Source organism: Vogesella facilis, from assembly GCF_042648525.1.
In the GTDB taxonomy this organism is placed as follows: Bacteria; Pseudomonadota; Gammaproteobacteria; order Burkholderiales; family Chromobacteriaceae; genus Vogesella; species Vogesella facilis.
In genome coordinates this window covers 31691-56290 of sequence record NZ_JBHRXN010000006.1, presented here as the reverse complement: position 1 = coordinate 56290, position 24600 = coordinate 31691, and the positions used below count along the sequence as shown (strand labels likewise).

The following is a 24600-nucleotide window of genomic DNA, read 5'->3' as shown; positions in this document are numbered from 1 at the left end:
AAAGGCTTGCGGCAGCAGGCAATACCCGCTGGCGCAAGCCGTCGCAGCTTGCGGCCAACCTTGCGGCCGGCCGCTGTACTGTTTATTGCGACAACACCCACTTCACCAGCTGCTTCACTTCGGCATCCGGCACCTGCGGGTTGGGCGACATCGGCACCGGGCCGAAGCTGCCGGCGCCACCTTTTTTCACTTTTTCTTCCAGCTTGGCCTGCACGTTCTGGCCCTTGTACTTGCTGGCGATATCCTTGAACGCCGGGCCGACCACCTTCTTGTCCACGCTGTGACAGGCCAGGCAGTTGTTCTTCTTCGCCAGCTCCAGCGAGGCATTGGCCGAACCGGCCAGCAGCAGGCCACCGGCCAGCAGGCAGGCGCTCAGTAGTTGCTTGTTCATGTCGAGTCTCCATGGCGGCGAACCGCCGTTGATTGCTGTGCGGCGACGGCATCCGGCAGGCCGGATGCCGTGCACACGGTCAGTAGATATCGTGCTGGGTGTTGAACACGTTGAACTTGCCGGTCGGGGTGATCAGGCGCTTGTCCTTGATCACCGCCTTGCAGCTGCGGGTCTTGTCGTCCACCACCACGATGGCGGATTCCTTGTTCTTGGCGCTCCACACCGAGAACCACACCTCGTCGCCGGCCTTGTTGAACTCCGGCTGCACCACGCGCTTGGCACCGTCGTCCGCCAGCTTGGCGCAGGCGGCCACGTCCAGCACCTGCGGCCCCTTGGCCAGGTTGTTGATGTCGTACACCGCCACGCTCTGGCTGACCTTGGCATCCGGGTTCAGCGGGGTATCCACCCACAGATTGTGCGATTTCGGATGGGTCTTGATGAACAGCGAACCGCCACCCTGACCCTTGAAGGTGGCCACCGCCTTCCACGCGTACTGCGGGTGTTTCACCGGGTCGGTGCCGATCAGCGTCACGTCGTCGCTGCCCAGGTGCGAGGTGCTCCATACCGGGCCGTACTTGGGATGCACGAAGTTGGCGCCACGGCCCGGGTGCGGGGTCTTGCCCACGTCCACCAGCGCCGCCAGCTTGTCGAGCTTGGTATCCACCACCGCGATCTTGTTGGAGGCGTTGGCGGCCACCAGGAAGTAGCGGCCACTGCTGTCGAAGCCACCGTCATGCAGGAACTTGGCGGAATCGATGGTGGTGGTCTTCAGGTTATTCAGGTCGGAATAGTCCACCATCATGATCTTGCCGGTCTCCTTGGCGTTGATCACGAACTCCGGCTTGTAGTGGCTGGCCACGATGGACGCCACGCGCGGCTCGGGGTGGTACTCGTTGTCCACGGTCATGCCGCGGGTGGAGACGATCTTGCGCGGTTTCAGCGTGTCGCCATCCATGATCACGAACTGCGGCGGCCAGTAGGTGCCGGCCACGGCGATCTTGTCTTCCCAGCCCTTGAACTTGGAGGTTTCCACCGAACGCGCTTCCAGCCCCACCTTCACCTCGGCCACGTTGTCCGGTTTTTCCATCCACAGGTCGATGAGGTTGATCTTGGCGTCGCGGCCGATCACGTACAGGTAGCGGCCGGAGCTGGACAGGCGCGAGATGTGCACCGCGTAGCCGGTCTTGACGATGTTGATGATCTGCTTGCTGTCGCCGTCGATCAGCGCCACCTCGCCGCTGTCACGCAGCGTTACCGAGAACAGGTTGTCCAGGTTGTAGTTGTTCAGTTTGCGCGTCGGGCGCTTGTCCACCGGGATCAGCACCTTGCGCGATTTCTCGATGTCGCCCAGCGAGTATTCCGGCGGCGTCGGCGGCTCCTGCTGGATGTAGCGCGCCATCAGGTCCACGTCCTGCTCGCTCATCTCGCCGGAGGTCTGCCAGTTCGGCATGCCGGCCGGGCTGCCGTAGGCGATGAAGATCTTCAGGTAGTCGGTGCCCTTGGCCAGGGTGATGTCCGGCGTCAGCGGCTTGCCGGTCGCCCCCTTGCGCAGCACGCCGTGACAGCCGGCGCAGCGCTCGAAGTAGATCTGCTTGGCGCGGGCGAACTCCGCCTTGGTCATCGGCGGCGCCTTGGGGTTGATGTTCTGGTGCATCTCCTCGCCGGCCAGCGGCGAACCGCCGGCCTGGTAGGCCACCTCCGGCTGCGACACCGGTTTGCTGGCCGCATCGGCCCAGGCCAGGCTTGCTGCCAGCGGCAGGCTTGCCAACAAAACGCCCTGTGCGAGCGCGCTCATCCTCGGGAATTTCATGATGTTCTCCACCACGCTTATGAAGGAATCGATGCGCGCATCATCCGCCCGCGCTCAGGACGGCAGCATTGATTCGCATCAACGCTTTCCAGACACGCCGGCAGGGTTTTCTTCCGGCACATCCAGGCCCCAGTCGCCGTGCAGATACCAGTCGTCACCCAGCACTTCGGCCGGGTGCTGGGTACGGCCGGAACCGTTGCCGCATTGCAACGAGCCGGCCGGGCAATATTTGTCGCAGCCCCAGCACACGCGTTCCGGGTGCGCCGGGTGCAGCGGGAATTTCTTGGCCATGGCGGCCTCCTTGTCTGGCGGCCAAGGTTGGCCGCATGTGTAGCTGTCACCTGCTCCTGCAACAGCCTTAATGCGTTTTACCCACCCAGTGGCAAATACTGGGTTTGCTATCCGCTGCGCGGATGCTGGTTTGAAGTTGCCGGTTCCGCCCGGCGCACGGGGAGGGGGCGTTCCGCCGCCCCCTCCCCCCCCCCGCTCGCCCCAACGTGCCGCGAAACCCCGTCCAAAAAGGCATTCGCCAGGCGTCGGCAATTCGCCGTTTGCTAACGTCAAACGGCTCAGCTGCCGCCTTAAAACCTGGCGAACACCTTTTTGACCGGCGCGGCCCAATGGGGCAGTCGGGCGCCTCACAACGTTGGCCGCAAGCGTGTACGTATTCATGCGGCCAACGTTTTTGTTCTGTTCTTGTGACGCGGGTTGAATCAACGGTTCATATCCCCGTAAGCCGCCAACGTCGCGCGGGTATGGCCTACGGCCAACCCGCCCTACGGTAGATCCCCACCCGACAATTAGGCCCACAAAACAAACAGCGGAGTCGAACCGACGTGCCCCAATCCCGTTGGCGCGAGCCGAGCAAAACGGTGCGCCCCAGGTTTTAAGCCGCCGCTTTGTTTGAGCCGCGCGACGGTAGCGCGCGGCGAGTTCGGCGGCGCCCGGGGCGTGCCGTTTGGCACGGGGTTTCGAGCAGCCGCCGGGGAGCCGGGGATTGGAAAGGGGCCGGCGGTCGGCCCCTTCCCCGTCCGCCGGGCGGAACCGGCGACTGCAAACCAGCATCCGCGCAGCGGATTCCACACCACACACAAAACAACGCGGTAAACGCCGGGCTTCGCTACGCGGGGCCCAACCTACGCGCGGCGCTCAACCCAAGCAGCTGGCTAGCTGCCGGCACCATCAAGCCGTCAACCGCGCATACAGCCCGGTCAGCACCTGCGGCAACCGCCGCGCGTCGTGCACCACGCTGTAACCATTGCGGCCGAACAGGTGCGGCAGGTAATCACCTGCCTCCTTGTCCACGGTGACACAGAACGGGATCAGCCCGGCCTGCTTCGCCTCCAGCACCGCGTGGCGGGTGTCTTCCACCCCGTAGCGGCCCTCGTAGTGGTCCAGGTCATTGGGCTTGCCGTCGGACACGATCAGCAACAGCCGGCGCTGCGCCGGCTGCTCCAGCAGGATGCGGGTGGACTGGCGGATGGCAGCGCCCATGCGCGTGTAGTAGCCGGGGCGGATCGCCAGGATGCGGCCGCGCGCGGCGTCGTCGTAGCGCTCGGCGAAATCCTTCAGCAGCTGGTAGCGCACCTCGCTGCGGCGGATGGAGGAAAAGCCGTACAGGCCGAAGGCGTCGCCGCAGGCAGCCAGCGCCTCGGCGAACAGCAGCAGGCTGTCGCGGATGACATTGATCACCTGCCCGGCTTCGCCCAGCCAGCTTTCGGTGGACAGCGACAGGTCGGCCAGCAGCAGGCAGGCCATGCTGCGCCCGCCAGGCGGCCAGGCCTGGTACAGCGCCGGTTCGGCCACTGCCACGCCGCTGTTCTGTTCGGCCAGGAAGCGGATCACCCGGTCGAGGTCGATATCCGGCCCGCTGGCCTCGCCGCTCTTGCGGCTGCGCTCCGGCGCCAGCGCCTGGAACTGGCGGCGCAGGCGCCGCGCCAGCGGCTGCAGATTGTCCGGCAGCCCCGCCGGCTGCGCATCGCGCGGCAGCATCGGCTGCAGCCGGCAATGGTCGGCCACCAGCCGCTGCCGCTTCCAGTCCCACTCCGGCAGCAGGATGCCGCCGCCGAGCGGGGTGTCGTCGTAGGCCGCCGCCGGCAGGTCGAGGTCGAACTTGAGGCGGCTGGCGCGGGTCTTGCCGTCGCGGGTCACGGTAAGACGGTCCATGTCCTCGGCGGCGGCGCCGTCGTCGGCCTCGTCGTCGTCCTGGTGGCGGTTCACCTTCACGTAGTCGTCCCAGGTGAAGATGCTTTCGGCGCGGAACTGCAACAGCATGCCGTTGTTGCGTTCATCCGGCGTTTCGCGGCGCGCGCGGTAGCGGCGGCGCTGGCGACCGTCGCGGCTGTCGCCGTCGCCCGCCTCCGGCGTCTGGCCGTCGTCAAGGTTGGCCGCAGTGCTGGTGGGCGGCGCCGGGTGCAGCCACAGCAGTACCGGCTGCGGCGCGCCGGCGGCGGCCGGCAGTTGCACTTCCTGCTCCGGCGCCAGCAAAGCCTGGCGGATGGCGGCCTCCTGCGCGGCGGCGGCCGGCTCGCGCGGCGTGTCGCGCAGCGGCAGCAGCGCGGCCACCAGCCGCTGGTACAGCGCGGCCAGGCCGGGCATCTGCGCCAGGCAGGCGGCGGCGGCGCGGCGGTTGCGGCTTAGCCAGTCGCCGGGCTGCAGCGGCTGCGCCGCCAGTGCCATCAGCCAGAAGTACAGCTCGCGGTTGAGGGCGGCATCCGGGTAGAGGTCGATCTTGTCCGGCAGGTACAGCGACTGGCCGTCGCGCCAGGCCAGCTCCACCTGGGTGTTGCTGCCGGCGATGCGCTCCAGCAGGCGGCGGCGCGCGCCGTGGGCGGTGCCGACTGCGCTCTTGATGCTGAGCGCGGCATCGCCGCCCATGGCGCGGAAGAACAGCGGCGCCTGCTTTTCGATGTCGGTCAGGGCGACCGCTGCCTGCGGGTAGCCGCGGTAGGCGGCGCGGCGGATGAGTTTGTCCCACCAGCCGCCGACGATATCTTCCATCTGCGTGTTTCCGTTTTCAGCGTGGCCGCCACAGGCCGGGCAGCGGGTAGCGGCATGGCAGCCCGGCCATGGCCCGCGCCAGCGCGTAGGCGCCGGACAGCACCAGGGCGGCGTGTATCAGGGTGAAGTACAGGATCAGCAGCACCCAGGTGGCGCTGTTGCCCAGCCCGCCCAACAGCACGACCGCCAGGCTGACCAGCAGCAGCAGCGCGCCGCTCCACAGCGCGGCGACAAAGGCCTGGCGCAGGTGGCCGCGCAGCTCGGCGCCGGCCTGCGGCTGCCAGCGGCGGCGGCACCACCACAGCGCGGCAAAGCCCAGGCCCGGCGCCAGCAGCAGGTTGGCGAGGTACAGCGCGTGCGCGCAGATGGCGCGCTGACGGTCGGCGTCGTCCATGTCAGCGCTCGAACTGGGTGGCCACCACCGCCAGCAGCGCGGCGATGGTTTCCGGCTCGTCCGACAGCGGCTCCACCAGCGCCACGCGGCAGGCGGCGAGCGGGGCCATGCCGCTGGCGATCAGCTTGGCGGCGTACACCAGCAGGCGGGTGCTGACGCCTTCGTCCAGGTCGTAGCCGGACAGGCGGCGCAGCTGGCCGGCCAGCGCCACCAGGCGGGTGGCCAGCGCCTCGTCGGCACCGCCTTCGCGCTGCAGCACCGCCAGCTCCACCTCTGGCGACGGGAAGTCGAAACTCAGCGCCACGAAGCGCTGGCGGGTGGACGGTTTCAGCGTCTTCAGTACGTGCTGGTAGCCGGGGTTGTACGACACCACCAGCATGAAGCCGGGTGGCGCCGCCAACTCCTCGCCGGTGCGCTCGATCGGCAGGATGCGGCGGTCGTCGGTGAGCGGGTGCAGCACCACGGTGGTGTCCTTGCGCGCTTCCACCACCTCGTCCAGGTAGCAGATGCCGCCTTCGCGCACCGCGCGGGTGAGCGGGCCGTCGCACCAGCGGGTGTCGCCGCCGGCGATCAGGTGGCGGCCCACCAGGTCGGCGGCGGACAGGTCGTCATGGCAGGACACGGTGAACAGCGGCAGGCCGAGGCGCGCCGCCATGTGGGCGACGAAGCGGGTCTTGCCGCAGCCGGTGGGGCCCTTGATCAGCACCGGCAGCTGGTGGCGCCAGGCGTTCTCGAACACGGCGCATTCATCGGCTACCGGCTGGTAGTAAGGCGGGTTGGCCGCAACGGCGGCATGGACGGGGGCATTCATCGGGTGGCGCTCCTACAGGAATCCGGCCAGCAGTCCGCCGCATACCAGCAGCAGCCAGCCGTGCACGCAGCCGCGCAGCCACAACGGCGCGTGACGCAGTGCCATGAACTGTTCCACCACCGCCACGCCCTTGAGCCAGGCGCCGACCAGCGCCAGCAGCGCCACGGCATGGCCCGGCGCGTGCCAGTCGGCCAGCCAGGCCAGCAGCAGGGTGAGGACGGTGAGCCACAGCCAGGTCAGCCACAGCCCGCGGTGGGAAACGGGGGAAGTCATGCGCCAAGCATGCCGCAGCCGGCCTGCGGCCAACCTTGATGGCAGGCAAGAAAAAGCCCGCGCGGGGCGCGGGCGGGGCGTGCAGGCCGGGGCAGAGGGCATGTGCCGCCCTGCCTTGTCTCAGCTGGCTGCCGGCTGCAGCAGATCCCACAGGTTGCCGTACAGATCCTGGAACACCGCCACCGTGCCGTAGGCTTCCTGCCGGGGCGGGTGCACGAACTCGACGCCGGCGGCCTGGTAGCGGGCGTAGTCGCGGGCGAAGTCGTCGGTATACAGGAACAGGAACACCCGGCCGCCGCTTTGCGCGCCAATGCGCGACAGCCGCTCGTCGGACGAGGCCCGCGCCAGCAGCAGCCGCGACTCGCCGGCGCCCGGCGGCGACACCACCACCCAGCGCTTGTCCTGTGCGGCAAGATAGCTGTCTTCGACTAGCACGAAGCCCAGCTTGCCGACGAAGAACGCCAGCGCCTCGTCGTAGTCGCGCACCAGCAGCGACACCAGTCCCAGGCTTTGCCTCATTGCGGGGCCGCCGCCGCGGCATCGCCCAGCTGGCGCCAGGCCTGCAGCGACGGGCGCTGCCACTGGTGGGCGGCGTAGTCTGCCAGCCGCTGCGGCAGCGGGTCGCCGGCGCGCAGCAGGCGCTGCAGCATCAGCGCAAGGTCGGCATCGGCGATGCACCAGTCGCCGAACAGGTGCTCGCCGCCGTGCGCCAGCAGGCCGGAAGCCAGCGCCAGCAGCTTGGCGACGGCCTGTTGCCCGGCGGCATCCAGCGGCGCAATGGCCGGCTGGCGGAACACCACCTCGGTGGTGCGCTGCTCGCGCAGCGGCAGCAGATCGCTGCGCAGCCAGGCCTGCAGCTGCCGCGCCAGCGCGCGCGGCTGCGGCGCGGTCGGGTACACCGCCGGCGTCGGGTGGCAGTCTTCCAGGTATTCGCTGATGGCCGAGGATTCGGCCAGACGGAATTCGCCGGCCAGCAGCAAGGGCACGCGCTGCACGCCGCTGAGCGCGGCGTAGGGCGGCTGGCGGTTGGCGCCGCTTTCCAGGTCCACCACGCGCAGCTCGAACGGCAGGCGCTTTTCGGTGAGGGTGACGAAGGCGGACATGGCATACGGGCTCAGGTACTGGCTGTCGACATACAGCAGGTAGGGCTGGGTCATGGCGTGACTTTCGGCTGGGTGGCAGGTAAACCGCCACTCTACCCTGTCCTGCCCGCCGTGACTGCCCTGCTATCCGGAATGCATTGTTCGCCAGCCGGCAGCCCCCTCAGTGTGCCACGTACACCAGCGCGAACAGCACCAGCCACACCAGGTCCACCATATGCCAGTAGGCGGCGGCGGTTTCCACGCCGACATGGTTGGCCGCATCGTAGGCGCCCTGCCGCGCGCGGACATACACCGCGGCGATGATCACCATGCCCAGCACCACGTGCAGGTAGTGAAAGCCGGTCAGCGCCAGGTAGAACATCCAGAAATCGTTGCTGGACAGGGTGATGCCGGCACCGAATTTGGCGGCGAACTCCAGGCTCTTGAGCAGCAGGAAGCCGCCGCCACAGCCCAGCGCCGCCAGCAGCCAGCGCTGGCCATGCGCCGCGCGGCCGGCGGCAAAGCTGCGCACCGCCGCCGCCACCGCGGCGCTGCCGGCGATCAGCAGCAGGGTGTTGATAATGGCCGGCAGCAGCGACAACTGCTGCTGACCGGCGGCGAACAGCTCCGGCTGGCGCGCGCGCACCACGCCGTAAATGGCGAAGAACAGGCCGAATACCGCCAGCTCCGCCAGGATGAAAAACCACATCGCCAGATCGCCCGGCACCGTGCGCGGTGCGCTGGCGGCCAACCTTGTCGTCTGCATTGTCGTGCTCCGGGCCGGCGCCGGAATCGCGGCCGACCAGTAAAAACCCACGCGCGGAGAAGCGGGCTGGCAGCCCGTTAGCCGCCGCGCGGAAGCGGCCATTCCATCATCGTCCGCGCGCTCGGCTTAGCCGCGGCGCGCGTAAAAAAGGCGCCCCCTTGCAGGGGCGCCAACCGTTACACACACACATACACGGAATCAGTCGCGCGCATCACCGCGCACGAAGAAGCTGATGATGTACAACACCAGACCGACAGCAAACATCACCCCGGCGCCTTCACGCAGCCAGTAGAAGAAGGTGAGCTGGTCTTGCGTGGCCATGAACGACAACGGGTGATCGCCCATGCGCTGCATCCATACCTGCAGGATGCCGGCGGCGGTGAGGAACAGGGTGATGAACACCATGGCGATGGTCATCAGCCAGAACGACCACATCTCCACCACTTGCGAACGGTTGCTGTTGGCTTCGCGGCCACGCAGCAGCGGCATGGCGTAGGAGATCATGGTGATCACCACCATGGCGTAGGCGCCGTAGAACGCCATGTGACCGTGGCTGGCGGTGATCTGCGTGCCGTGGGTCAGGTAGTTCACCGGGGCCAGGGTATGCAGGAAGCCCCACACGCCGGCACCGAGGAAGGACATCACGCCGGTACCCAGCGCCCACAGCACGGCGGCCTTGTTCGGGTGCTCGCGGCGGCGCTTGTTGACCATGTTGAACGAGAACAGCGTCATCATGAAGAACGGGATCGGCTCCAGTGCGGAGAAGGCCGAGCCGAACACCTGCCAGTAGCTAGGGGTACCAATCCAGAAGTAATGGTGACCGGTACCGATGATGCCGGTGATCAGCGTCATGGCGATGATCACGTACAGCCATTTTTCGACTACCTCGCGGTCCACGCCGGTGACTTTCACCAGCACGAAGGCCAGCATGGCACCCATGATCAGTTCCCAGACGCCTTCCACCCACAGGTGGACCACCCACCACCAGAAGTACTTGTCCAGCACCAGGTTGATCGGGTTATAGAACGAGAACAGGAAGAAGATCGCCAGCCCCCACAAGCCCATCATCATCACCATGCTGATGCTGGTCTTGCGACCCTTGAGCACCGTCATGCTGAGGTTGAACAGGAAGGACAGCGCCACCACCACGATGCCGATCTTGGTAATGGTGGGCTGCTCTAGGAACTCGCGCCCCATGGTGGGTAACAAGTCGTTGCCGGTGATCTTGGCCAGCGTGGCGTACGGCACCGCCAGATAGCCGACGATGGTCAGCGCCCCGGCGATCAGGAACACCCAGAAGGTGATGATGGCCAGTTTCGGACTGTGCAGCTCGCGCTCGGATTCTTCTGGGATCAGGTAGTAGCCTGCGCCCATGAAGCCGAACAGCAGCCACACGATCAGCAGGTTGGTGTGCACCATGCGCGCCACGTTGAACGGAATCTCCGGGAACAGGAAATCGCCGATCACGTACTGCAGGCCCATCACCAGACCAAAGATGATCTGGCCGACAAACAGGCCGATGGCGGCCATGAAGTATGGCTTGGCCACCGCCTGCGAGCGGTATTTGAGTTGAACGTTGGCCGCAGCCTTGCCCGTTGCCGGGTTCAGTGTGGCCGTAGTGGAGGAAGTCATGCTCGTCTCCTGGGTAAGTAAGTCAGCAAGCGGTGCGGGCTCAGCCTTCGATGTTCGGCGGCCAGTTGTTGGTATTGATCTCGGAGCTGTATTTCAGGAACGCCACCAGATCGTCCAGCTGCGCATCGGTCAGATGGAAATTCGGCATCTGGCGACGGCCCGGCACGCCGGTCGGCTGCGCCTTGATCCAGGCCTTGATGAAGTCCGGCCCGCGGCGCTGGTAGACGTTGCCCAGCTCCGGCGCAAAGTAAGCGCCCTCGCCCAGCAGCGTGTGACAGCCGATACAGTTGTTGGTCTCCCACAGCTTCTTGCCGCGCGCCACCTGTTCGGTCAGGTTGGCGCGGTTGTCCCGCTTGGGCAGCGCCTGCACGGTGTCGAACGTGAGTGCGACAAACAGCAGGAAGAAGAACACCGCGCCGCCATAAAAAATATTGCGCGCGGTGGATTTGGTGAAACTGGCGCTCATCGCAACCTCCTTGTCATCTGCTCCGGCATCCCGGCATTTCAGCCCGAAATGTACGTTTTCGGGCTTCCCGATAGCATTGACCGCGATCAACGATTTCCGGCCGCTGCCCTTCCTACACTGGCGGCATTCCATCGCTGCGGAGAACCGCATGAACCCCGCCCTGCCCTTTCCCCATCCCGCCCCGCTACACGGCGGCCAGGTCAGCCTGGTCGGCGCCGGCCCCGGTGACCCGGACCTGCTCACCCTCAAGGCGCTGCGCCGCCTGGCCGAGGCCGAGGTGGTGCTGTACGACCTGCTGGTGGCCGAGGAAATACTGGCGCTGATCAACAAGCGCGCGCGGCTGATCTGCGTCGGCAAGCGCGCCAGCCGCCATACCCTGCCGCAGCAGGAGATCAACCAGCTGCTGCTGCGCGAGGCGCAGGCCGGCCAGCGCGTGGTACGGCTAAAAGGCGGCGACCCGCTGCTGTTCGGCCGCGGCGGCGAAGAGTTGGCCGCGCTGCTGGCGGCCGGTATCGAGGTAGAGGTAGTGCCCGGCATCACCGCCGCGGTGGGCGCCGCCGCCGCCGCTGGCATCCCGCTCACCCACCGCGACTGCGCACAGGGCGTCAGCCTGGTCACCGGCCACCGCCGCGACGGCGCCAGCGGTCTGGACTGGGCGGCGCACAGCGGTAGCGAACAGACGGTGGTGGTGTACATGGGGCTGGGCGAAGCGGCGAGCATCGCCGCCGAACTGCAGGCACACGGCCGCCACGGCGATACCCCAGTGGCCATCATCGAGCAGGCCACCACGCCGCGGCAGCGGGTGCTGCGCTGCACCCTGGCCACCCTGGCCGCCTGCGTGGCCCGCGAAGCGCCGCAGCCGCCGGCGCTGCTGGTGATCGGGGAAGTGGTGGCTCTGGCCGCGCAGTGGCGGCAGCAGGCGGCCTGTCTGGCCGAGTAGCGTCTCATACCGGGAAAAGGTTGGCCGCAAGCGATGGACGTTGCCTGCGGCCAATTTGCTGCACCATAGCGCAGTAAACCCGGCACCTAGCCTGGCTTGCGCACAGCCAGGCCCGATGCTCTGCGCATGGCGGCTGACAAAAATCTGGCCGCAAACCGTCAGCAGTTTGCGACCAAGGTATGTGCTGGCTGGCCGAGCGCCGTTGTCGTGGCTGCACCGCCAGCTACCGCCGCGGCAAGCCGCTACTCCGCCTGCGCCACCTTGCCCACCGGCTGCGTGCCCTGCCGCCAGCGCAGCCAGGCGGCACGATAGTGAGCAAACAACGCTGCAGCCAGCAGGCTGCCGCTGGCCGCCGGCAGCCACCACAGCACCGGCCACAGGCACCAGGCCACGCCGGCCAGCTGCCAGCTGCACAGCAGCCTCCAGCCCAGCCGCGCCTTCTCCTCCGGCAACAGCTGCTGCAGCGACGGCACTTTCTGTTGCGGCTTCACCCCGCGCCGCAGCTGCAGCCACAGCAGGAACGGCACGATGCGGTACAGCATGCCCACGCACAGCGTGAACGCCACGCCGCCCAGCAGCAGCCAGCCCTGCAGCCGGCGCAATGCCTCGCTATCCAGCCATTGCCCGACCACGAAGGCCACGCACAAGGCCAGCAGCAGGCCCAGTGCCAGCTGCCAGTAGCGCGGCAGCCATTCCTGCGGCCGGCGGCTGCCGCGCAGCGCCCGCCCCCACACCCAGGCGGTAAGCGGCAGCGGCAACGCCGCCAGCCACCACCAGCCGCCAGCCGGCCAGATCAGCGACAGCGCGCCGGCCAGCAGCAGCAGGCCACCCCAGGCCGGCGAGGCCCAGCGCTGCCACCAGCCGGGCAAGGCCGGGGTGAGCAGGAACATCGGCAGGATCACCTGCGCCACCGCCAGCAGCAGCAGCCACACCCAGCCCTGTGCGGCCAACCTGTGCAGCGGCAGCAGCGCAAGCAGCGGCCACGGTTGGCCCCAGGCCAGCACCCCCAGCTGGGCAATGCCCAGACACAGGGTGAGCAGCAAACAGGCCAGCGCCCAGCGCAGGCCGCGGCTGCTGCTGTCCTGCGCCGGGCTGTGCCACAGCAGCCACCACAGCCAGGCCAGCAGCCCGACCGCGCCAGCAAAGGCGATGCTGGCCAGCTGCAGCCAGCCGGCGCTCAGCCCGCCGGCAAAGCCGCTGCACAGTGCCGCGCAGCCCAGCTGCCAGCTGCCCCACAAGCCGTGGCGCCAGATGGCGGGGCGCGGAAAGCCCAGCGCCGACACCACCGCCAGCAGCTGCAGCAGCGCGCCCAGCATCACATTGCCCAGCACGCCCAGCGCCAGCAGGTGCAAGGGCAGCCACAGCCCGGGCGACGGGTAGCCACCGTCCGCCGTGCCGTACCAGGTGCCAGCCAGCAGCAGCAGCCACAGCCAGGCGGCCATGAAAAAGCGCACCGGCAGATCGAGTGGCGGTGCGCTGTGGTAACTGGGTATCGCCTGCATCAGGGGATGTCCACGTGGAAGATCACGCCGCTCATGTCCGGCAGCATTTCGCTGTCGAAGCTCACCATGCGGTCGCGCAGCATCGGCAGCAGCGGGCCGGGAAAATGCGGCAGCACGAAGGACAAACGTTGGCCGCTGGCGGCCTCGTCCACCGCGTCGAGGATGATTTCCATCGGTTCCGGCGGCACCAGGCCGCGCAGGTCACGCGGGTTCATGGCCCAGCTCCGTCAGCAGCGCGCTCATGTCGGCGACGCGATCACACATCGGGTACAGGATGTTCTCCTCCTTCAGATTGTGCTGCTGCATCAGCAGCAACAGGGTGTCGGCCGCGCCGGCCAGCGCGGCGCCGTCCAGCGCCGCGGCGGCGGCGCGCATGTCGTCCATCAGCACGCGCATTTCGGCGTGTTCGTGGCGCATCACCACGGTAGGGCCCTGGCTGATGCCGCTGGCCTGCTCGAACGCCGGAAACAGCACGTTTTCCTCTTCGGCAAAGTGTTGTTCCATCGCCTGGCAGAAGGCGTGGCAGCTGGCCACCACTTGCGGCCAGTCGCCATCGCGCAGCGCATCTTCCACGGCCACGAATTGATCGTCACAGGCGCGATGCACCTGGGTAAAACAGCGGGTGAGAGTCATGTCGGCAGCACCGGTGTTGAGCTTGCTTGCATTGTGCGGCGCGGCAGGCGCCGGCAGACATGACGCCGGTCAAGGGTATTTCAGCGCGCCACCGGCGCCGCGATGAAACGGCGAATGCGCGGCGGCGCGGCCTCCAGTTGCAGCGCGTGGCGGCGTTCGCGCAGCGTCAGGTCGGCGGCGGTGCCGCGCTCGTTGCGGCGCAGGTATTCCAGCCACGAGCTGTCGGTGAACTGTTCAATATAGACGCCGGGCTCGGCGGTATCGTGGAACAGCTCCCACGACAGCGCGCCGTTGCGCAGCCGCGAGCGCCGCGTCTCGCGCATCAGCAGGGCGAATTCCTCGGCGTGTGCCGGGTCGATGCGGTACTCCACCACGATCAGCACCGGGCCCTGGTCCGGCTCGATGTCGATGGCCACTTCCGGCGCCTGCCACAGCCGCACCGGCGACTTGTCCTCGCTGTGCGTGCCCAGCGTCAGGCGGCGGGTCAGCAGCAGGCCCAGCAGCGCGCAGCCGGCGGCAATGCTCAGCGCGGTCGGCACGCTGCTAACGCTGGCCACCTGCCCCCACAGCGCGGCGCCCAGCGCGCTGGAACCCATCATGGTCATCTGGTGGATGGACATGCCGCGCGCGCGCACCCAGTCCGGCAGCGCCGCCTGCGCCGACACCGTCAGCGAGTTGGCCACCGAGATCCACGCCATGCCGGCCAGCGGCATCAGCGCTGCGGCCAACCATGGGCTGGGCACATGCGCCACCAGCACGGTGATGGCGGCGTGCAGCAGCGTGCCGTAGCGCAACAGCGTGTCGCGCGGCAGGTACTGGCGCACATACGGCAGCAGGAACGCCGCCAGCACCGCGCCGGCGCCCATGCTGGCCAGCAGCAGGGTGAAAGTGCCGGCGCCGGCGCCGGGAAAGCGCCGCGCCACCAGCGGCAGCAGCGCCAGCAAGGCGGTGGACAGGGTGAAGAAGGTGAACACCCGCAGCATGATGACGTGCAGCTCCGGCGACTGCCGCACGTACTGCAGGCCGACGCGGATGGCGCCGAAAAAGCGCTCGCCCGGCAGCGCGCTGACTTTCTGCTGATGGCGCCAGGTCAACAGCAGCAGGCCGATCAGCACCGACAGCACCGCGTTGAGCAGGAACACGTAGCCGCTGCCGGCCGCGGCGATGATGCCGCCGGCGACGATGGGGCCGATCACCCGCGACAGGTTCATCGCCACCGCATTCAGCACCAGTGCGCCGGGCAGCTCGGCGCGCGGCACCAGGGTGGGGATCAGCGCCGCGAACAGCGGCCAGCGCATGGCCAGGCCGATGCCGTAGGCAAAGGTCAGCGTCAGCAGCAGGCCCGGCGTCAGCAGGCCGAGGAAGGTGGTCAGGCTCAGGGTGATGGCCACCGCGGCCACCCAGAACTGGGTGGCGATGAAGAAACGCCGCCGGTCGACGATGTCCGCCAGCGCGCCGCACGGCACCCCCAGCAGGAACACCGGCAGGGTGGAGGCCGCCTGCACCAGCGCTACCAGCACCGGGCTACTGCTGAGCGAGGTCATCAGCCAGGCGGCGGCCACGTCGTTCATCCACATGCAGATATTGGCGGTGAGCCAGGTGCCCCACAGCATGCGGAACAGCGGTTGTTTCAAGGGTGTCCAGGCGGGCAGCGGTGCGGCGGCGGTAACGGGGGCGGTCATGGTGGCAATCTGGTCTGGCAACGGCAAAATGAAAACAACACGGCGCCCGCCAGCATGGGCGCCGGCGGACAGCGATCGGACAGGCTACTCGTGGCTCACCACGGTCACCGGCACCTGCGACAGGCGGATCACCTCGCTGGTGACCGAGCCCAGCAGCGCGCGCCCCAGCCCGGAGCGGCCATGCGAGCCCATCACCACCTGGTGTGCGCCCACCTCGCTGGCGTAGTGGGCGATGCTGCTGGCGGTGTGCCCTACCGCGATGTGCGGCGAGTAGGGCTGGCCGGCCGCCTCCAGCGCCGCCTTGGCCGGCTGCAATGCGGCCAACCCTTCCTCGCGGTAGTAGTTTTCCAGCTGCTCGTGGCTGACAAACCAGCGCACGTGGCCGGATTCCACCGGCACCTGCACATTCAGCAGATGCACCTCCAGCGCACCCAGCAGTTCGCGCAGCCGCAGCACGTGTTTCACCGCGCGCATGGCGCAGGCCGAGCCATCCACCGCCAGCAATATCCGCATGCTCATCTTGCTTTCCTTCACGAGGGTTTGCGCGGGCTGTCCTCGCCCAGCGCCACTTCATGGATCACCCGGCCCTGCGCGCGGCGCGCCAGCAGGCTGCCGACCAGCACCACGCCCAAGGCGCCGGCGGCGGCGGCCACATAGTGCAGGCCGTGCGGCGCGCCGGCCAGCAGCGGCTTGATAGCCACGTCGCCCAGCAGCATGTCGCCGGCGATCCAGCCCAGCAGCGCGGCGCCCAGGGTAATCACCAGCGGGAAGCGGTCCATCAGCTTGAGCACGAACTGGCTGCCCCACACGATGATGGGAATGCTGATCAGGATACCGAACACCACCAGCCCCAGCTCGCCGCGGGCGGCGCCGGCCACGGCAATCACGTTGTCCAGGCTCATCACCGCGTCGGCAACGATGATGGTCTTGATGGCGCCCAGCAGGTGGGTGCTGCCCTCGATATTGCCATGCGCGTCGCCGTCTTCCGGCTGCAGCAGCTTGACGCCTATCCACAGCAGCAGCAGCGCGCCCACCACCTTCAGGTACGGCAGTGCCAGCAACTGCAAGGCAAAGAAGATCAGCACGATGCGCAGCGCGATGGCACCGGCCACGCCCCACAGAATGCCCTTGCGCCGCAGATCCGGCGCCAGCTTGCGGCAGGCCAGCGCGATCACCACCGCGTTATCGCCGCCCAGCAGAATGTCGATCATCACGATCTGCAGCACGGCGCCCAGAAAAGCCATGCTGAACAGCTCCATCCCGTACAACTCCATGGTAGGTCCTCGTCGGCGGGCCATGCGCGGGCACGGCGGTGACAGCTTGGCCGCATCGCACGGCCGCGTTGATGTTTCATGTTAGCCGCTGCGCCGCGCGGCGCTCGGCTAGCGGTAGCGGTTGTACGCCGCCTGCAGCCGACCGCGGGCCTGCAGCTGGCGGATGGCGCGGTTAAGCTCGGCCAGGCTGACGCTGCTGTGCGGCGACAGCGCGCACTGTACCCGCGTGCGGCTGACCGGCAGCCACGGGTGCAGCGCATGGCGGAACAGGCCGCGCTTGATCTGGTAGTCCAGGAACTGGCTGTTGATCACCACGTGCTCGATGCGCCCGGCCACCAGTTTTTCCAGGTTGGCCTGCATCTGCGGTGCGTCGTCGCGGATGAAATGCGCCCCCAGCGCCGCCTCCAGCTCCGGGTAGCGAAAGCCGAGCACGGTGCCGACCGGCTGATCGGCGATGGCCGCCAGCGAGCGGGGGCGCGCCGCGCGGCGCAGCGTCACCAGCACATCGGTATGCACCGCCACCGGCACGCTCCACTGGAACGGACCGGGCAGCCAGCCCGGCTGGTAGCCGCAGACGATATCGGCATCGCCGCTGGCCAGCGCCACCGGCAGCCGCTTGCGCGGCCGGATCAGGAAGCGTGGCTCGCGGCCGAGCCTGGCGGCCAGCAGCTCGCCGACCTCCTTGTGCCAGCCCTGCAGCAGCTGCTCATCGCGCAGCTCGGCCAGCGGCATCTCGGTGCTGTCGTCCACCACGATGTTCAGGCTGGCGGCAACGGCCGGGCCGGCGCCAGCCAACAGGCCGGCCAGCAGCAACAGCAGGCGCCGGTAAGCGCGTTTCATGCATCCCCCTGCACTACTGCGCCGCCATGCCGGCCACAAGGTTGGCCGCAGCCACGGCGCGCAGTGAACAATGATGCACCGCACTTTGCCACAGCCCCGCCGCGCTTGTCATGACAAGCCCGGCCGCGGCATGCCGGCTGGCGACGGCAGCCCGCGCGCGCCGCTGCCGGCCGGCAAGGCGTGGCGCCGTCAGCCCGGCAGCGGGATGAACTCGGTCTCGCCCGGCACCATGGCAAAGCGCCCGGCCGCCCAGTCCTCGCGCGCCTGCTGCAGCCGCGCCTTGTCGCTGGCGACGAAGTTCCAGTCCAGGAAGCGCGGCGCATCCAGCGGCGCACCGCCGAACAGCACGCCGTGCGCGCAGGCGCTGGCGTGCAGCTGGATGTCGCCCGCCCCCAGTTGCACCAGCTCGCCGGCACGCACCGTCTCGTCGCCGATGCGCACCTCGCCGTCGAACAGGTACAGGCCGCGCTCGGCCGCCGCCGGCAGCAGCAGCTCGCCGCCGCCCTGCAGCTGCCAGTCCAGGTACAACGTGTCGCTGAAGGTGCGCACCGGCGAATGCATGCCGTAGGCGTTGCCGATCAGCAGGCGCAGCAAGGCGCGCGGCAGCTGCGCCTGCGGCAGCTCGTCCGCCGCGTAGTGGTAAAACGCCGGCGCGCAGGCCTCGTCCGCCAGCGGCAGCGCCAGCCACATCTGCAGCCCCTCCACCGCCAACTGGCTGTCGCGGATGTCCGGCGGGATGCGCTCGGAATGCACGATGCCGCGGCCGGCCACCATCAGGTTCACCGCCCCCGGCTCGATGCGCTGCACCGTGCCCAGGCTGTCGCGGTGCATCATCGCGCCCTGGGTCAGGTAGGTGACGGTGGCGAGGCCAATGTGCGGGTGCGGCCGCACGTCGCCCTCGGTGCCGGCGGCCACGAAGTAGGCCGGCCCCATGTGGTCCAGGAACACGAACGGCCCGATATGGCGGCAGCCGCGCACCGGCAACAGCCGGCGCACGATGAAGCCGATGTCCTGCTGTCGCGGCGCAATGCGTTGCATGATGGCGTTCATCGCATCTCCTCAGGCCAGGGTGCCGGCCTGGTAGTCGGCAAACGCCTGCTCCAGCTCGGCACGACTGTTCATCACGAAGGGGCCGTACTGCGCGATCGGCTCGCCCAGCGGCTTGCCGGCCAGCACCAGCACGCTGGCGCCCTGTTCGCTGCTAAAGCTCACGCCGTCGCCGCCGGCGGACAACACCGCCATGCGGCCCTCGGTCACCTGCCGCGCCGGCTCGCCGACGCCGATCTGCCCCTGGTACACGTAGAGGAAGGCATTGTGCCCGGCCGGGATGCTGATCTGCTGCGCCTGGCCTGCGGCCAACGTTACGTCCAGGTACAAGGGCTCGGTGTCCGGTTGCTGGATGGTGCCGGCGGTGGCGCCGTAGTGGCCGGCGATCACCTTCACCCGCGTACCGTCGTCCAGCTGCAGCACGGGAATCTGTTCCGACGGAATGTCCTGGTAGGCGGCCGGAATCATCTTGCGCTTGGCCGGCAGGTTGATCCACAGCTGGAAGCCGTGCATCAGCCCCTCCTCCTGCTCCGGCATCTCGGAATGGATCACGCCGCGGCCGGCGGTCATCCACTGCACGCCGCCCGGCCCCAGCAGGCCCTCGTTGCCGCCGCTATCGCGGTGGCGCATGCGCCCGGTCAGCATGTAGGTGACGGTCTCGAAGCCGCGGTGCGGGTGCGGCGGGAAGCCGGCGATGTAGTCGTTGGGATCGTCGGAGCGGAACTCGTCCAGCATCAGGAACGGGTCGAGCCGACGCTGCAGATCCTGCGTCAGCACGCGCTTGAGATTCACCCCGGCGCCGTCGGCGGTGTCGATGCCGACCACCAGTCGTTCTACCTGGCGGGATTGGAAAGCAGTAGTCATGGCCTCAGTCCTTGTCGTGTCGTTGGCGGCTGCCGCCGATGGCCGGCAGCGCATATGCGGCCAACTATAAGAAAGCGGCTGCCGATAGCAAAGCGCAAAAATCTGCAAGCTAACTTCAAAAAAGGCGAGTGAACCTTAACCGTGCCACCGCGCGCTGCCAAGCTACGCGCGGCATGCTGGCACAAGGCCGTGACGGCCATGCGGCCAACGTTGGCCGCAAACTCCCCGCCCCAGAATGACAAATGCCGCCCACTATGCAGTGGACGGCATTGCCAGCACCCGGCAACAGCAGCGCTTACTCGCTGGCCGGCGTCAGCATCTCCTGCGCCCATACCATGGCGTCCAGGTGGCTGCGGTTGACCACCGCCGGCTCCAGCTTGAGCATGCGCGCCAGCGTGGTGACGCGTTCGATATTGTCCTGCTCCGCCGCCATCGCCAGCGCCAGGTAGGGCGCGAACAGGCCGCGCTGGTTGAGCAGCGCGTCCGCCACCGTCGGCGGCAGCTCCAGCGGCTCCAGCGCATCGGCCAGCTTCACCTGCATCAGCGCGTCCAGCAGCGAGAACATGCCGGTGAGGAACAGGTGCTCACACTCCAGCTTGTGGTTGCCACCCATCTCGCCCAGCTTCTGCATGAAGTGGGCGCGGAACAGCGAACGCTCCAGCAGCGCGACGGAACGACCATCGTCCTTGCGGGTGGTGAACAGCAGCAGCGTCAGCCACTTGAACAGCGAATCGCGGCCGATCAGCATCAGCGATTCCTCGATGGTCATCACCTTGCGCGACAGGCCGTTCATCGGCGAGTTGATGAAGCGCAGCAGCTTGAACAGCAGCAGCGAATCCAGCTTGAACTGCGCGTCCAGCTCCTTGCTTTCGGCGCCGGCGCGCAGCAGGCGCATGATCTCCATGATGCGCATCTGGCTGGCGTCCACCTGCGCCGCCGGCAGCGGGTGGAAGTTGGTGAGGAAGCTGCCTTGGTACAGCGCGAAGCGCTTGGCGGCGCCCGGCGTCTTCAGGCACACGTCGAATTCCTCGGCCGAACCGATATTGCGCGCGTACCAGCGCGCCGCCGGGTACTTGCCCGGCAGCTGGTCGAGGAACGGCGCCAGCACATCGTCCACCGCGGCGGCGAAGTCCAGCACCAGGATGTCCATGCGCGACAGCAGCTCGTCCTGCAGCAGCTCGGACGCCACGTGGTGGCCGAACAGCGCCGGCTCCAGCGCGAAGCGGCGGCCCTGCGCTTTGTGGCGGTCGATCTCGGCGATGATGGCCGCGGTCACCGGCTCGTCCGACGGCGGGTTGAGCACGAAGAACACGCGGTCGGCCGGAAAGCCTTCCAGCGCCGGGTCGCTCAGCGAGGTGGTGGAGATGTGCACCAGCGCGCGGCGGAAGGCCAGCAGACGGAACACGTCCATATTGATCAGGGTGCTGATCATCAGGTGGTCGAACTGCACCCACTGGCTGGCGCTGGATTCCTTGCGCCGCAGCGCGTCGCGCACCATGAACTCGTAGGCCACCACCCGCTGCTGGCTGTCGTGCACCGCCTGGTGCATGACGAAGCCGAAGGTGGGCGGCAGCGCCGGCGCGGCCTGGGCGGCCGGGTCCGGCGTGGCGGCCGCGGGGACGGCCCCCGGCTCGTTGGCCGCCGGCTCATCCTTGCTGCCCTTACCCAAACCACCAAACAGACTTTTCAACATGATCGGGTGTCCCGTCGTAACAGCAGTGTTAGTCACCGCGCACCGCCTGCCGGCAGTGGCCGTACGGCCAGCGCCCAGCACGCGTATCTGGTTATCAATCTAGCCGATACGCCCCGGAATGCGCGGGGTATCGACATGCACGTCGCCGCATTGGGCGCGGTGGCGCAGCGCGTGGTCGATCAGCACCAGCGCCAGCATCGCCTCGGCGATCGGCGTGGCGCGGATGCCGACGCAGGGGTCGTGGCGGCCGTGGGTTTCCATCTCGATCGCCTCGCCGGCCTTGTTGATGGAACGGCGCGGCTGGGCGATGGACGAGGTCGGCTTGATGGCGATCGACACTTCGATGTCCTGGCCGGTGGAGATGCCGCCCAGCACGCCGCCGGCGTGGTTGCTGGCAAAGCCCTGCGGCGTCAGTTCGTCACCGTGCTCGCTGCCGCGCTGGGTCACGCAGCCGAAGCCGGCGCCGATTTCCACGCCCTTCACCGCGTTGATGTTCATCATCGCGTAGGCGATGTCGGCGTCCAGGCGGTCGTACACCGGCTCGCCCCAGCCCACCGGCACGTTTTCGGCCACCACGCGCAGGCGCGCGCCCACCGAGTCCAGGCTCTTGCGGATGCTGTCCATATAGGCTTCCAGCTCATCCACCTTGCTGGCGTCGGCGGCGAAGAACGGGTTGTCGTTCACCACCTCCCAGCTCTGGAACGGGATTTCCACCGAGCCGATCTGCGTCATGTGGCCACGAATCACGATGCCGTGCTTTTCACGCAGCCACTTCTTGGCGATGGCGCCGGCCGCCACCCGCACCGCGGTTTCACGTGCCGACGAGCGGCCGCCGCCACGCGGGTCGCGGATACCGTACTTGTGCCAGTAGGTGTAGTCGGCATGCCCCGGGCGGAAGGTGTCGGCGATATTGCCGTAGTCCTTGCTGCGCTGGTCGGTGTTGCGGATCAGCAGCGCAATCGGCGTGCCGGTGGTCTTGCCCTCGTACACGCCGGAGAGGATCTCCACGGTGTCCGGCTCGCGGCGCTGGGTCACGTGGCGGCTGGTGCCCGGCTTGCGGCGGTCCAGCTCGGCCTGGATGTCGGCCTCGGACAGTTCCAGCCCCGGCGGGCAGCCGTCCACCACGCAGCCGATGCCCGGCCCGTGGCTTTCGCCGAAAGAGGTGACAGAAAACAGCAAACCCATGCTATTGCCAGACATCGCTTCATCCCTAGATTCTTGTGGTGATCGCGATGGATTCTAGCACGGCTGGCGCCGCCCCCAGACAGGCAGCCGACAGTTGGTCGCCGGGCCATGCCGCCTCCATCGCGTGCACCGATTAGTACAGAGCGACCGCCGCGGGCCAATACTTAAATGCAGCCAAGCGGCGGCGGGCTACCGGGCGGAAAATGCTGCTCCATCCACTGCTGTATTTCCTGCACGAACAGCCGTACTTTCAAGGAGTTGCGTCGCGATGCCGGGTACACCGCGTACACGTGGTCGCGGCCAAAACTTTCGCCGGTGCAGTAGTAATCCGGCAGCACCTGCTGCAGCCGCCCCGCCGCCAGGTGGCGCAGCGCGCTCCAGCGCGGGCACGGCAGGATGCCCTGCCCGGCGCAGGCGGCGTCGAGCAGCAGATCGAAGTTGTCGGACTGGATGCGGCCAACCGGTTCGATGCGCTGGCTGTGGCCGTCGCGGCTGAAGAACCACGCCGGGTTGAGCAGCGGGTGGCGGTAGATCAGGCAACGGTGCTGCGCCAGGTCGGCCGGCTCGCGCAGCGGCGGCGCGCCGGCCAGGTAGTCGGCCGAGGCGCACACCATCACCCGGTTGTCGCCGATCACCTTGGCGATCTGCCCCGGCAAATCGTGATGCCCCAGCCGCAGTGCCACATCGTAGTTTTCCGCCACCAGATCCACGTAGCGGTCCGACAGCGCCACGTCCAGCTCCACCTCCGGGTAGCGCTGCATGAAGGCCGGGCAGAACGACGACAGCACCGCGCGCCCGAACGACAGCGCCGCGGTGATGCGCAGCCGGCCGCGCGGCATGCCGTCCAGCTCGTTGATGCGCTGGCCGACGCGCGCCAGCTGCGCCATCGCCTCGCTGGCGGTTTCCAGGTAGATGCGGCCGGCCTCGGTCAGCGCCACCTGGCGCGTGGTGCGCGTCAAGAGCCGGCTGCCCAGCGAAGCCTCCAGGCCGTTGATGGCCTTGGTGATCGCCGACGGCGTCTTGCCCAGCTTCAGCGCCGCGCGCGACAGGCTGCCGGTTTCGGCAACCGCGATGAAGGCGGCGATGGCATGAAACATGTCCATGAGTATTTCCATTCAGGAAAAAAAGAACTGCGCGCCGTGCGCTTTATCCGCCGGGACGAAACGCGCCATGATGGCTGCACCGCTTGCCATATTGCGGACTACAAACGGAGGAAGGCAATGAAAACGACCATCAGAACCCTTGCTGCAGGCTGTCTTGTCGGCTTTATACCGCTGGCCGCCCACGCCGGCGGCACGCTGAACATCTACAACTGGGGCGAGTACTTCGCCCCCGACACTATTGCCAATTTCGAAAAAGAAAGCGGCATCAAGGTACGGCTGGACGTCTACGACAGCAACGAGGTACTGCAGACCAAGCTGCTGGCCGGCGGCAGCGGCTACGACCTGGTGTTTCCGTCCAACGACTTCCTCAGCCGCCAGATCCAGAGCGGGGTGTACCAGAAGCTGGACAAGAGCAAGCTGCCCAATCTGAAAAACCTCGACCCGGCCTTCGTGCCCAAGGTGAACAGCGTGGACCCCGGCATGCAGTACAGCGTACCGTATATGTGGGGCACCACCGCCATCGGCTACAACGTCGACAAGGTGAAGAAGGCGCTCGGCGGCCAGCTGCCGGCCAACAGCTATGAGCTGCTGTTCAACCCGGCCATCCTCGCCAAGCTGCAAGGCTGTGGCGTGGCCTACAACGATGCCGGCAGCGCCATGTTCCCGCTGGCACTGCGCTACGTTGGCCGCGACCCCAACAGCACCAACCCCAAGGATTACGAAGCCGCCGCCGCCGTGCTGCAGCAGGCGCGCCCGCATGTGCGCCGCCTGATCGCCACCCCGGTGATGAACGATCTGGCCAACGGCGAAGTGTGCGTGTCCACCGGCTATTCCGGCGCCGTGCTGGTGGCCAAGCTGCGCGCCCGCGACAGCAAGACCGGCAACAACATCGCCTACAGCATCCCGCAGAGCGGCGCGCCGATCTGGTTCGACAGCATGGTGATCCCCAAGGACGCCAAGAATGTCGACAACGCGCACAAGTTCATCAACTACATCCTGCGCCCGGACGTGGTGGCGCGCATCAGCAATGCGGTGATGTACCCCAGCCCCAATGCCCAGGCGGTGAAACTGATGAGCAAGGACCTCACCGGCGACCCGATGATCTTCCCGGACAGCAAGCGCATGCAGAGCCTGTGGGTGCAGCGCCCGTTCGACCCGGCCACCATGCGGCTGCAGACCCGTCTGTGGCAAAAATTCAAGACCGGCCGTTAA

General features: G+C 67.7%; 26 protein-coding genes. 2 read left to right on the top strand and 24 right to left on the bottom strand.

Translation table 11 applies throughout. The annotated features are described in order from the left end of the window. Nucleotides 1-82: 82 nt before the first annotated feature. From ACFOLG_RS02325 to ACFOLG_RS02270, 12 genes are all read right to left on the bottom strand, one after another. The gene (locus ACFOLG_RS02325; RefSeq protein ID WP_386087967.1) at nucleotides 83-391 is read right to left on the bottom strand and encodes a c-type cytochrome; all 309 of its coding nucleotides are present in this window, start codon (nucleotides 389-391) and stop codon (nucleotides 83-85) included. 79 nt (nucleotides 392-470) lie between these two features. Beyond that, nucleotides 471-2201 (bottom strand): cytochrome D1 domain-containing protein, encoded by a 1731-nt coding sequence (locus ACFOLG_RS02320; protein ID WP_386087965.1) that lies wholly within the window; start codon nucleotides 2199-2201, stop codon nucleotides 471-473. Between the two features lie 78 nt (nucleotides 2202-2279). Further along, on the bottom strand, nucleotides 2280-2492 hold the full coding sequence (locus tag ACFOLG_RS02315; protein WP_386087963.1) for a DUF3079 domain-containing protein: 213 nt from the start codon (nucleotides 2490-2492) through the stop codon (nucleotides 2280-2282). An 891-nt stretch (nucleotides 2493-3383) separates the two neighbouring features. Beyond that, nucleotides 3384-5201 (bottom strand): nitric oxide reductase activation protein NorD, encoded by a 1818-nt coding sequence (locus ACFOLG_RS02310; RefSeq protein WP_386087961.1) that lies wholly within the window; start codon nucleotides 5199-5201, stop codon nucleotides 3384-3386. A gap of 16 nt (nucleotides 5202-5217) precedes the next feature. Next, nucleotides 5218-5595, bottom strand: a complete 378-nt coding sequence (locus ACFOLG_RS02305; RefSeq protein ID WP_386087959.1) for a hypothetical protein — start codon at nucleotides 5593-5595, stop codon at nucleotides 5218-5220. Between the two features lies 1 nt (nucleotide 5596). Further along, complete coding sequence (locus ACFOLG_RS02300; RefSeq protein ID WP_386087957.1) at nucleotides 5597-6406, bottom strand: CbbQ/NirQ/NorQ/GpvN family protein; 810 nt, start codon at nucleotides 6404-6406, stop codon at nucleotides 5597-5599. 12 nt (nucleotides 6407-6418) lie between these two features. Continuing rightward, complete coding sequence (locus ACFOLG_RS02295; RefSeq protein ID WP_386087955.1) at nucleotides 6419-6679, bottom strand: cytochrome C oxidase subunit IV family protein; 261 nt, start codon at nucleotides 6677-6679, stop codon at nucleotides 6419-6421. Nucleotides 6680-6799: 120 nt separating this feature from the next. Beyond that, nucleotides 6800-7198: a VOC family protein gene (locus ACFOLG_RS02290; RefSeq protein ID WP_386087953.1), complete on the bottom strand. Its 399-nt coding sequence runs from the start codon at nucleotides 7196-7198 to the stop codon at nucleotides 6800-6802. Next, nucleotides 7195-7836, bottom strand: a complete 642-nt coding sequence (yfcF, locus tag ACFOLG_RS02285; RefSeq protein WP_386087951.1) for a glutathione transferase — start codon at nucleotides 7834-7836, stop codon at nucleotides 7195-7197. The genes ACFOLG_RS02290 and yfcF overlap by 4 nt, the downstream gene beginning before the upstream one ends. Before the next feature lie 106 nt (nucleotides 7837-7942). Beyond that, nucleotides 7943-8527, bottom strand: a complete 585-nt coding sequence (locus ACFOLG_RS02280) for a cytochrome c oxidase subunit 3 (RefSeq protein WP_386087949.1) — start codon at nucleotides 8525-8527, stop codon at nucleotides 7943-7945. A gap of 198 nt (nucleotides 8528-8725) precedes the next feature. Continuing rightward, nucleotides 8726-10159 carry a cbb3-type cytochrome c oxidase subunit I gene (locus tag ACFOLG_RS02275; protein ID WP_386087947.1) on the bottom strand — a complete coding sequence of 478 codons (1434 nt, stop codon included), beginning with the start codon at nucleotides 10157-10159 and terminating at the stop codon, nucleotides 8726-8728. Nucleotides 10160-10199: 40 nt separating this feature from the next. Further along, entirely contained in the window at nucleotides 10200-10625 is a 426-nt protein-coding gene (locus ACFOLG_RS02270; RefSeq protein ID WP_349582521.1) for a c-type cytochrome, read from the bottom strand. A gap of 148 nt (nucleotides 10626-10773) precedes the next feature. Between ACFOLG_RS02270 and cobA the strand changes: the two genes are divergently transcribed. Then, complete coding sequence (cobA, locus tag ACFOLG_RS02265) at nucleotides 10774-11565, top strand: uroporphyrinogen-III C-methyltransferase (RefSeq protein ID WP_386087945.1); 792 nt, start codon at nucleotides 10774-10776, stop codon at nucleotides 11563-11565. 242 nt (nucleotides 11566-11807) lie between these two features. Here cobA and ACFOLG_RS02260 read toward each other — a convergent pair whose 3' ends face one another. From ACFOLG_RS02260 to ACFOLG_RS02205, 12 genes are all read right to left on the bottom strand, one after another. Beyond that, complete coding sequence (locus ACFOLG_RS02260; RefSeq protein ID WP_386087943.1) at nucleotides 11808-13067, bottom strand: hypothetical protein; 1260 nt, start codon at nucleotides 13065-13067, stop codon at nucleotides 11808-11810. Further along, nucleotides 13067-13282, bottom strand: a complete 216-nt coding sequence (locus ACFOLG_RS02255; RefSeq protein ID WP_386087941.1) for a DUF2249 domain-containing protein — start codon at nucleotides 13280-13282, stop codon at nucleotides 13067-13069. The genes ACFOLG_RS02260 and ACFOLG_RS02255 overlap by 1 nt, the downstream gene beginning before the upstream one ends. Next, nucleotides 13269-13700, bottom strand: a complete 432-nt coding sequence (locus ACFOLG_RS02250) for a hemerythrin domain-containing protein (protein ID WP_386087939.1) — start codon at nucleotides 13698-13700, stop codon at nucleotides 13269-13271. The genes ACFOLG_RS02255 and ACFOLG_RS02250 overlap by 14 nt, the downstream gene beginning before the upstream one ends. A gap of 80 nt (nucleotides 13701-13780) precedes the next feature. After that, entirely contained in the window at nucleotides 13781-15382 is a 1602-nt protein-coding gene (locus tag ACFOLG_RS02245) for an MFS transporter (RefSeq protein WP_386087937.1), read from the bottom strand. Between the two features lie 84 nt (nucleotides 15383-15466). Beyond that, entirely contained in the window at nucleotides 15467-15901 is a 435-nt protein-coding gene (locus ACFOLG_RS02240) for a universal stress protein (protein ID WP_386087935.1), read from the bottom strand. 11 nt (nucleotides 15902-15912) lie between these two features. Next, complete coding sequence (locus tag ACFOLG_RS02235; protein WP_386087933.1) at nucleotides 15913-16656, bottom strand: TerC family protein; 744 nt, start codon at nucleotides 16654-16656, stop codon at nucleotides 15913-15915. A 108-nt stretch (nucleotides 16657-16764) separates the two neighbouring features. After that, nucleotides 16765-17496, bottom strand: a complete 732-nt coding sequence (locus ACFOLG_RS02230; RefSeq protein WP_386087931.1) for a substrate-binding periplasmic protein — start codon at nucleotides 17494-17496, stop codon at nucleotides 16765-16767. Between the two features lie 189 nt (nucleotides 17497-17685). After that, the gene (locus ACFOLG_RS02225) at nucleotides 17686-18546 is read right to left on the bottom strand and encodes a pirin family protein (protein ID WP_386087929.1); all 861 of its coding nucleotides are present in this window, start codon (nucleotides 18544-18546) and stop codon (nucleotides 17686-17688) included. Nucleotides 18547-18555: 9 nt separating this feature from the next. Further along, entirely contained in the window at nucleotides 18556-19407 is an 852-nt protein-coding gene (locus ACFOLG_RS02220; RefSeq protein ID WP_386087927.1) for a pirin family protein, read from the bottom strand. Between the two features lie 295 nt (nucleotides 19408-19702). Continuing rightward, nucleotides 19703-21100 carry an EAL and HDOD domain-containing protein gene (locus ACFOLG_RS02215; protein ID WP_386087925.1) on the bottom strand — a complete coding sequence of 466 codons (1398 nt, stop codon included), beginning with the start codon at nucleotides 21098-21100 and terminating at the stop codon, nucleotides 19703-19705. Between the two features lie 99 nt (nucleotides 21101-21199). Continuing rightward, nucleotides 21200-22300: a chorismate synthase gene (gene aroC, locus ACFOLG_RS02210; protein WP_386087923.1), complete on the bottom strand. Its 1101-nt coding sequence runs from the start codon at nucleotides 22298-22300 to the stop codon at nucleotides 21200-21202. A gap of 149 nt (nucleotides 22301-22449) precedes the next feature. Further along, the gene (locus tag ACFOLG_RS02205) at nucleotides 22450-23388 is read right to left on the bottom strand and encodes a LysR family transcriptional regulator (protein ID WP_386087921.1); all 939 of its coding nucleotides are present in this window, start codon (nucleotides 23386-23388) and stop codon (nucleotides 22450-22452) included. A gap of 117 nt (nucleotides 23389-23505) precedes the next feature. On the opposite strand from ACFOLG_RS02205, the gene ACFOLG_RS02200 reads away from it, so the two are divergent. Continuing rightward, a complete protein-coding gene (locus ACFOLG_RS02200) occupies nucleotides 23506-24600 on the top strand; it encodes a polyamine ABC transporter substrate-binding protein (RefSeq protein WP_386087919.1) in 1095 nt (364 codons plus the stop codon).

Bases quoted from the DNA above. Each gene is read 5' to 3' on its own strand.
- ACFOLG_RS02220 (WP_386087927.1), bottom strand. From the start codon at position 19,407: ATGACTACTGCTTTCCAATCCCGCCAGGTAGAACGACTGGTGGTCGGC.
- ACFOLG_RS02325 (WP_386087967.1), bottom strand. From the start codon at position 391: ATGAACAAGCAACTACTGAGCGCCTGCCTGCTGGCCGGTGGCCTGCTG.
- ACFOLG_RS02300 (WP_386087957.1), bottom strand. From the start codon at position 6,406: ATGAATGCCCCCGTCCATGCCGCCGTTGCGGCCAACCCGCCTTACTAC.
- ACFOLG_RS02205 (WP_386087921.1), bottom strand. From the start codon at position 23,388: ATGGACATGTTTCATGCCATCGCCGCCTTCATCGCGGTTGCCGAAACC.
- ACFOLG_RS02230 (WP_386087931.1), bottom strand. From the start codon at position 17,496: ATGAAACGCGCTTACCGGCGCCTGCTGTTGCTGCTGGCCGGCCTGTTG.
- ACFOLG_RS02250 (WP_386087939.1), bottom strand. From the start codon at position 13,700: ATGACTCTCACCCGCTGTTTTACCCAGGTGCATCGCGCCTGTGACGAT.
- ACFOLG_RS02255 (WP_386087941.1), bottom strand. From the start codon at position 13,282: ATGAACCCGCGTGACCTGCGCGGCCTGGTGCCGCCGGAACCGATGGAA.
- ACFOLG_RS02270 (WP_349582521.1), bottom strand. From the start codon at position 10,625: ATGAGCGCCAGTTTCACCAAATCCACCGCGCGCAATATTTTTTATGGC.
- cobA (WP_386087945.1), top strand. From the start codon at position 10,774: ATGAACCCCGCCCTGCCCTTTCCCCATCCCGCCCCGCTACACGGCGGC.
- ACFOLG_RS02320 (WP_386087965.1), bottom strand. From the start codon at position 2,201: ATGAAATTCCCGAGGATGAGCGCGCTCGCACAGGGCGTTTTGTTGGCA.
- ACFOLG_RS02275 (WP_386087947.1), bottom strand. From the start codon at position 10,159: ATGACTTCCTCCACTACGGCCACACTGAACCCGGCAACGGGCAAGGCT.
- ACFOLG_RS02215 (WP_386087925.1), bottom strand. From the start codon at position 21,100: ATGTTGAAAAGTCTGTTTGGTGGTTTGGGTAAGGGCAGCAAGGATGAG.
- aroC (WP_386087923.1), bottom strand. From the start codon at position 22,300: ATGTCTGGCAATAGCATGGGTTTGCTGTTTTCTGTCACCTCTTTCGGC.
- ACFOLG_RS02225 (WP_386087929.1), bottom strand. From the start codon at position 18,546: ATGAACGCCATCATGCAACGCATTGCGCCGCGACAGCAGGACATCGGC.
- ACFOLG_RS02240 (WP_386087935.1), bottom strand. From the start codon at position 15,901: ATGAGCATGCGGATATTGCTGGCGGTGGATGGCTCGGCCTGCGCCATG.
- ACFOLG_RS02295 (WP_386087955.1), bottom strand. From the start codon at position 6,679: ATGACTTCCCCCGTTTCCCACCGCGGGCTGTGGCTGACCTGGCTGTGG.
- ACFOLG_RS02305 (WP_386087959.1), bottom strand. From the start codon at position 5,595: ATGGACGACGCCGACCGTCAGCGCGCCATCTGCGCGCACGCGCTGTAC.
- ACFOLG_RS02260 (WP_386087943.1), bottom strand. From the start codon at position 13,067: ATGCAGGCGATACCCAGTTACCACAGCGCACCGCCACTCGATCTGCCG.
- ACFOLG_RS02280 (WP_386087949.1), bottom strand. From the start codon at position 8,527: ATGCAGACGACAAGGTTGGCCGCCAGCGCACCGCGCACGGTGCCGGGC.
- ACFOLG_RS02315 (WP_386087963.1), bottom strand. From the start codon at position 2,492: ATGGCCAAGAAATTCCCGCTGCACCCGGCGCACCCGGAACGCGTGTGC.
- ACFOLG_RS02235 (WP_386087933.1), bottom strand. From the start codon at position 16,656: ATGGAGTTGTACGGGATGGAGCTGTTCAGCATGGCTTTTCTGGGCGCC.
- yfcF (WP_386087951.1), bottom strand. From the start codon at position 7,836: ATGACCCAGCCCTACCTGCTGTATGTCGACAGCCAGTACCTGAGCCCG.
- ACFOLG_RS02245 (WP_386087937.1), bottom strand. From the start codon at position 15,382: ATGACCGCCCCCGTTACCGCCGCCGCACCGCTGCCCGCCTGGACACCC.
- ACFOLG_RS02200 (WP_386087919.1), top strand. From the start codon at position 23,506: ATGAAAACGACCATCAGAACCCTTGCTGCAGGCTGTCTTGTCGGCTTT.
- ACFOLG_RS02290 (WP_386087953.1), bottom strand. From the start codon at position 7,198: ATGAGGCAAAGCCTGGGACTGGTGTCGCTGCTGGTGCGCGACTACGAC.
- ACFOLG_RS02310 (WP_386087961.1), bottom strand. From the start codon at position 5,201: ATGGAAGATATCGTCGGCGGCTGGTGGGACAAACTCATCCGCCGCGCC.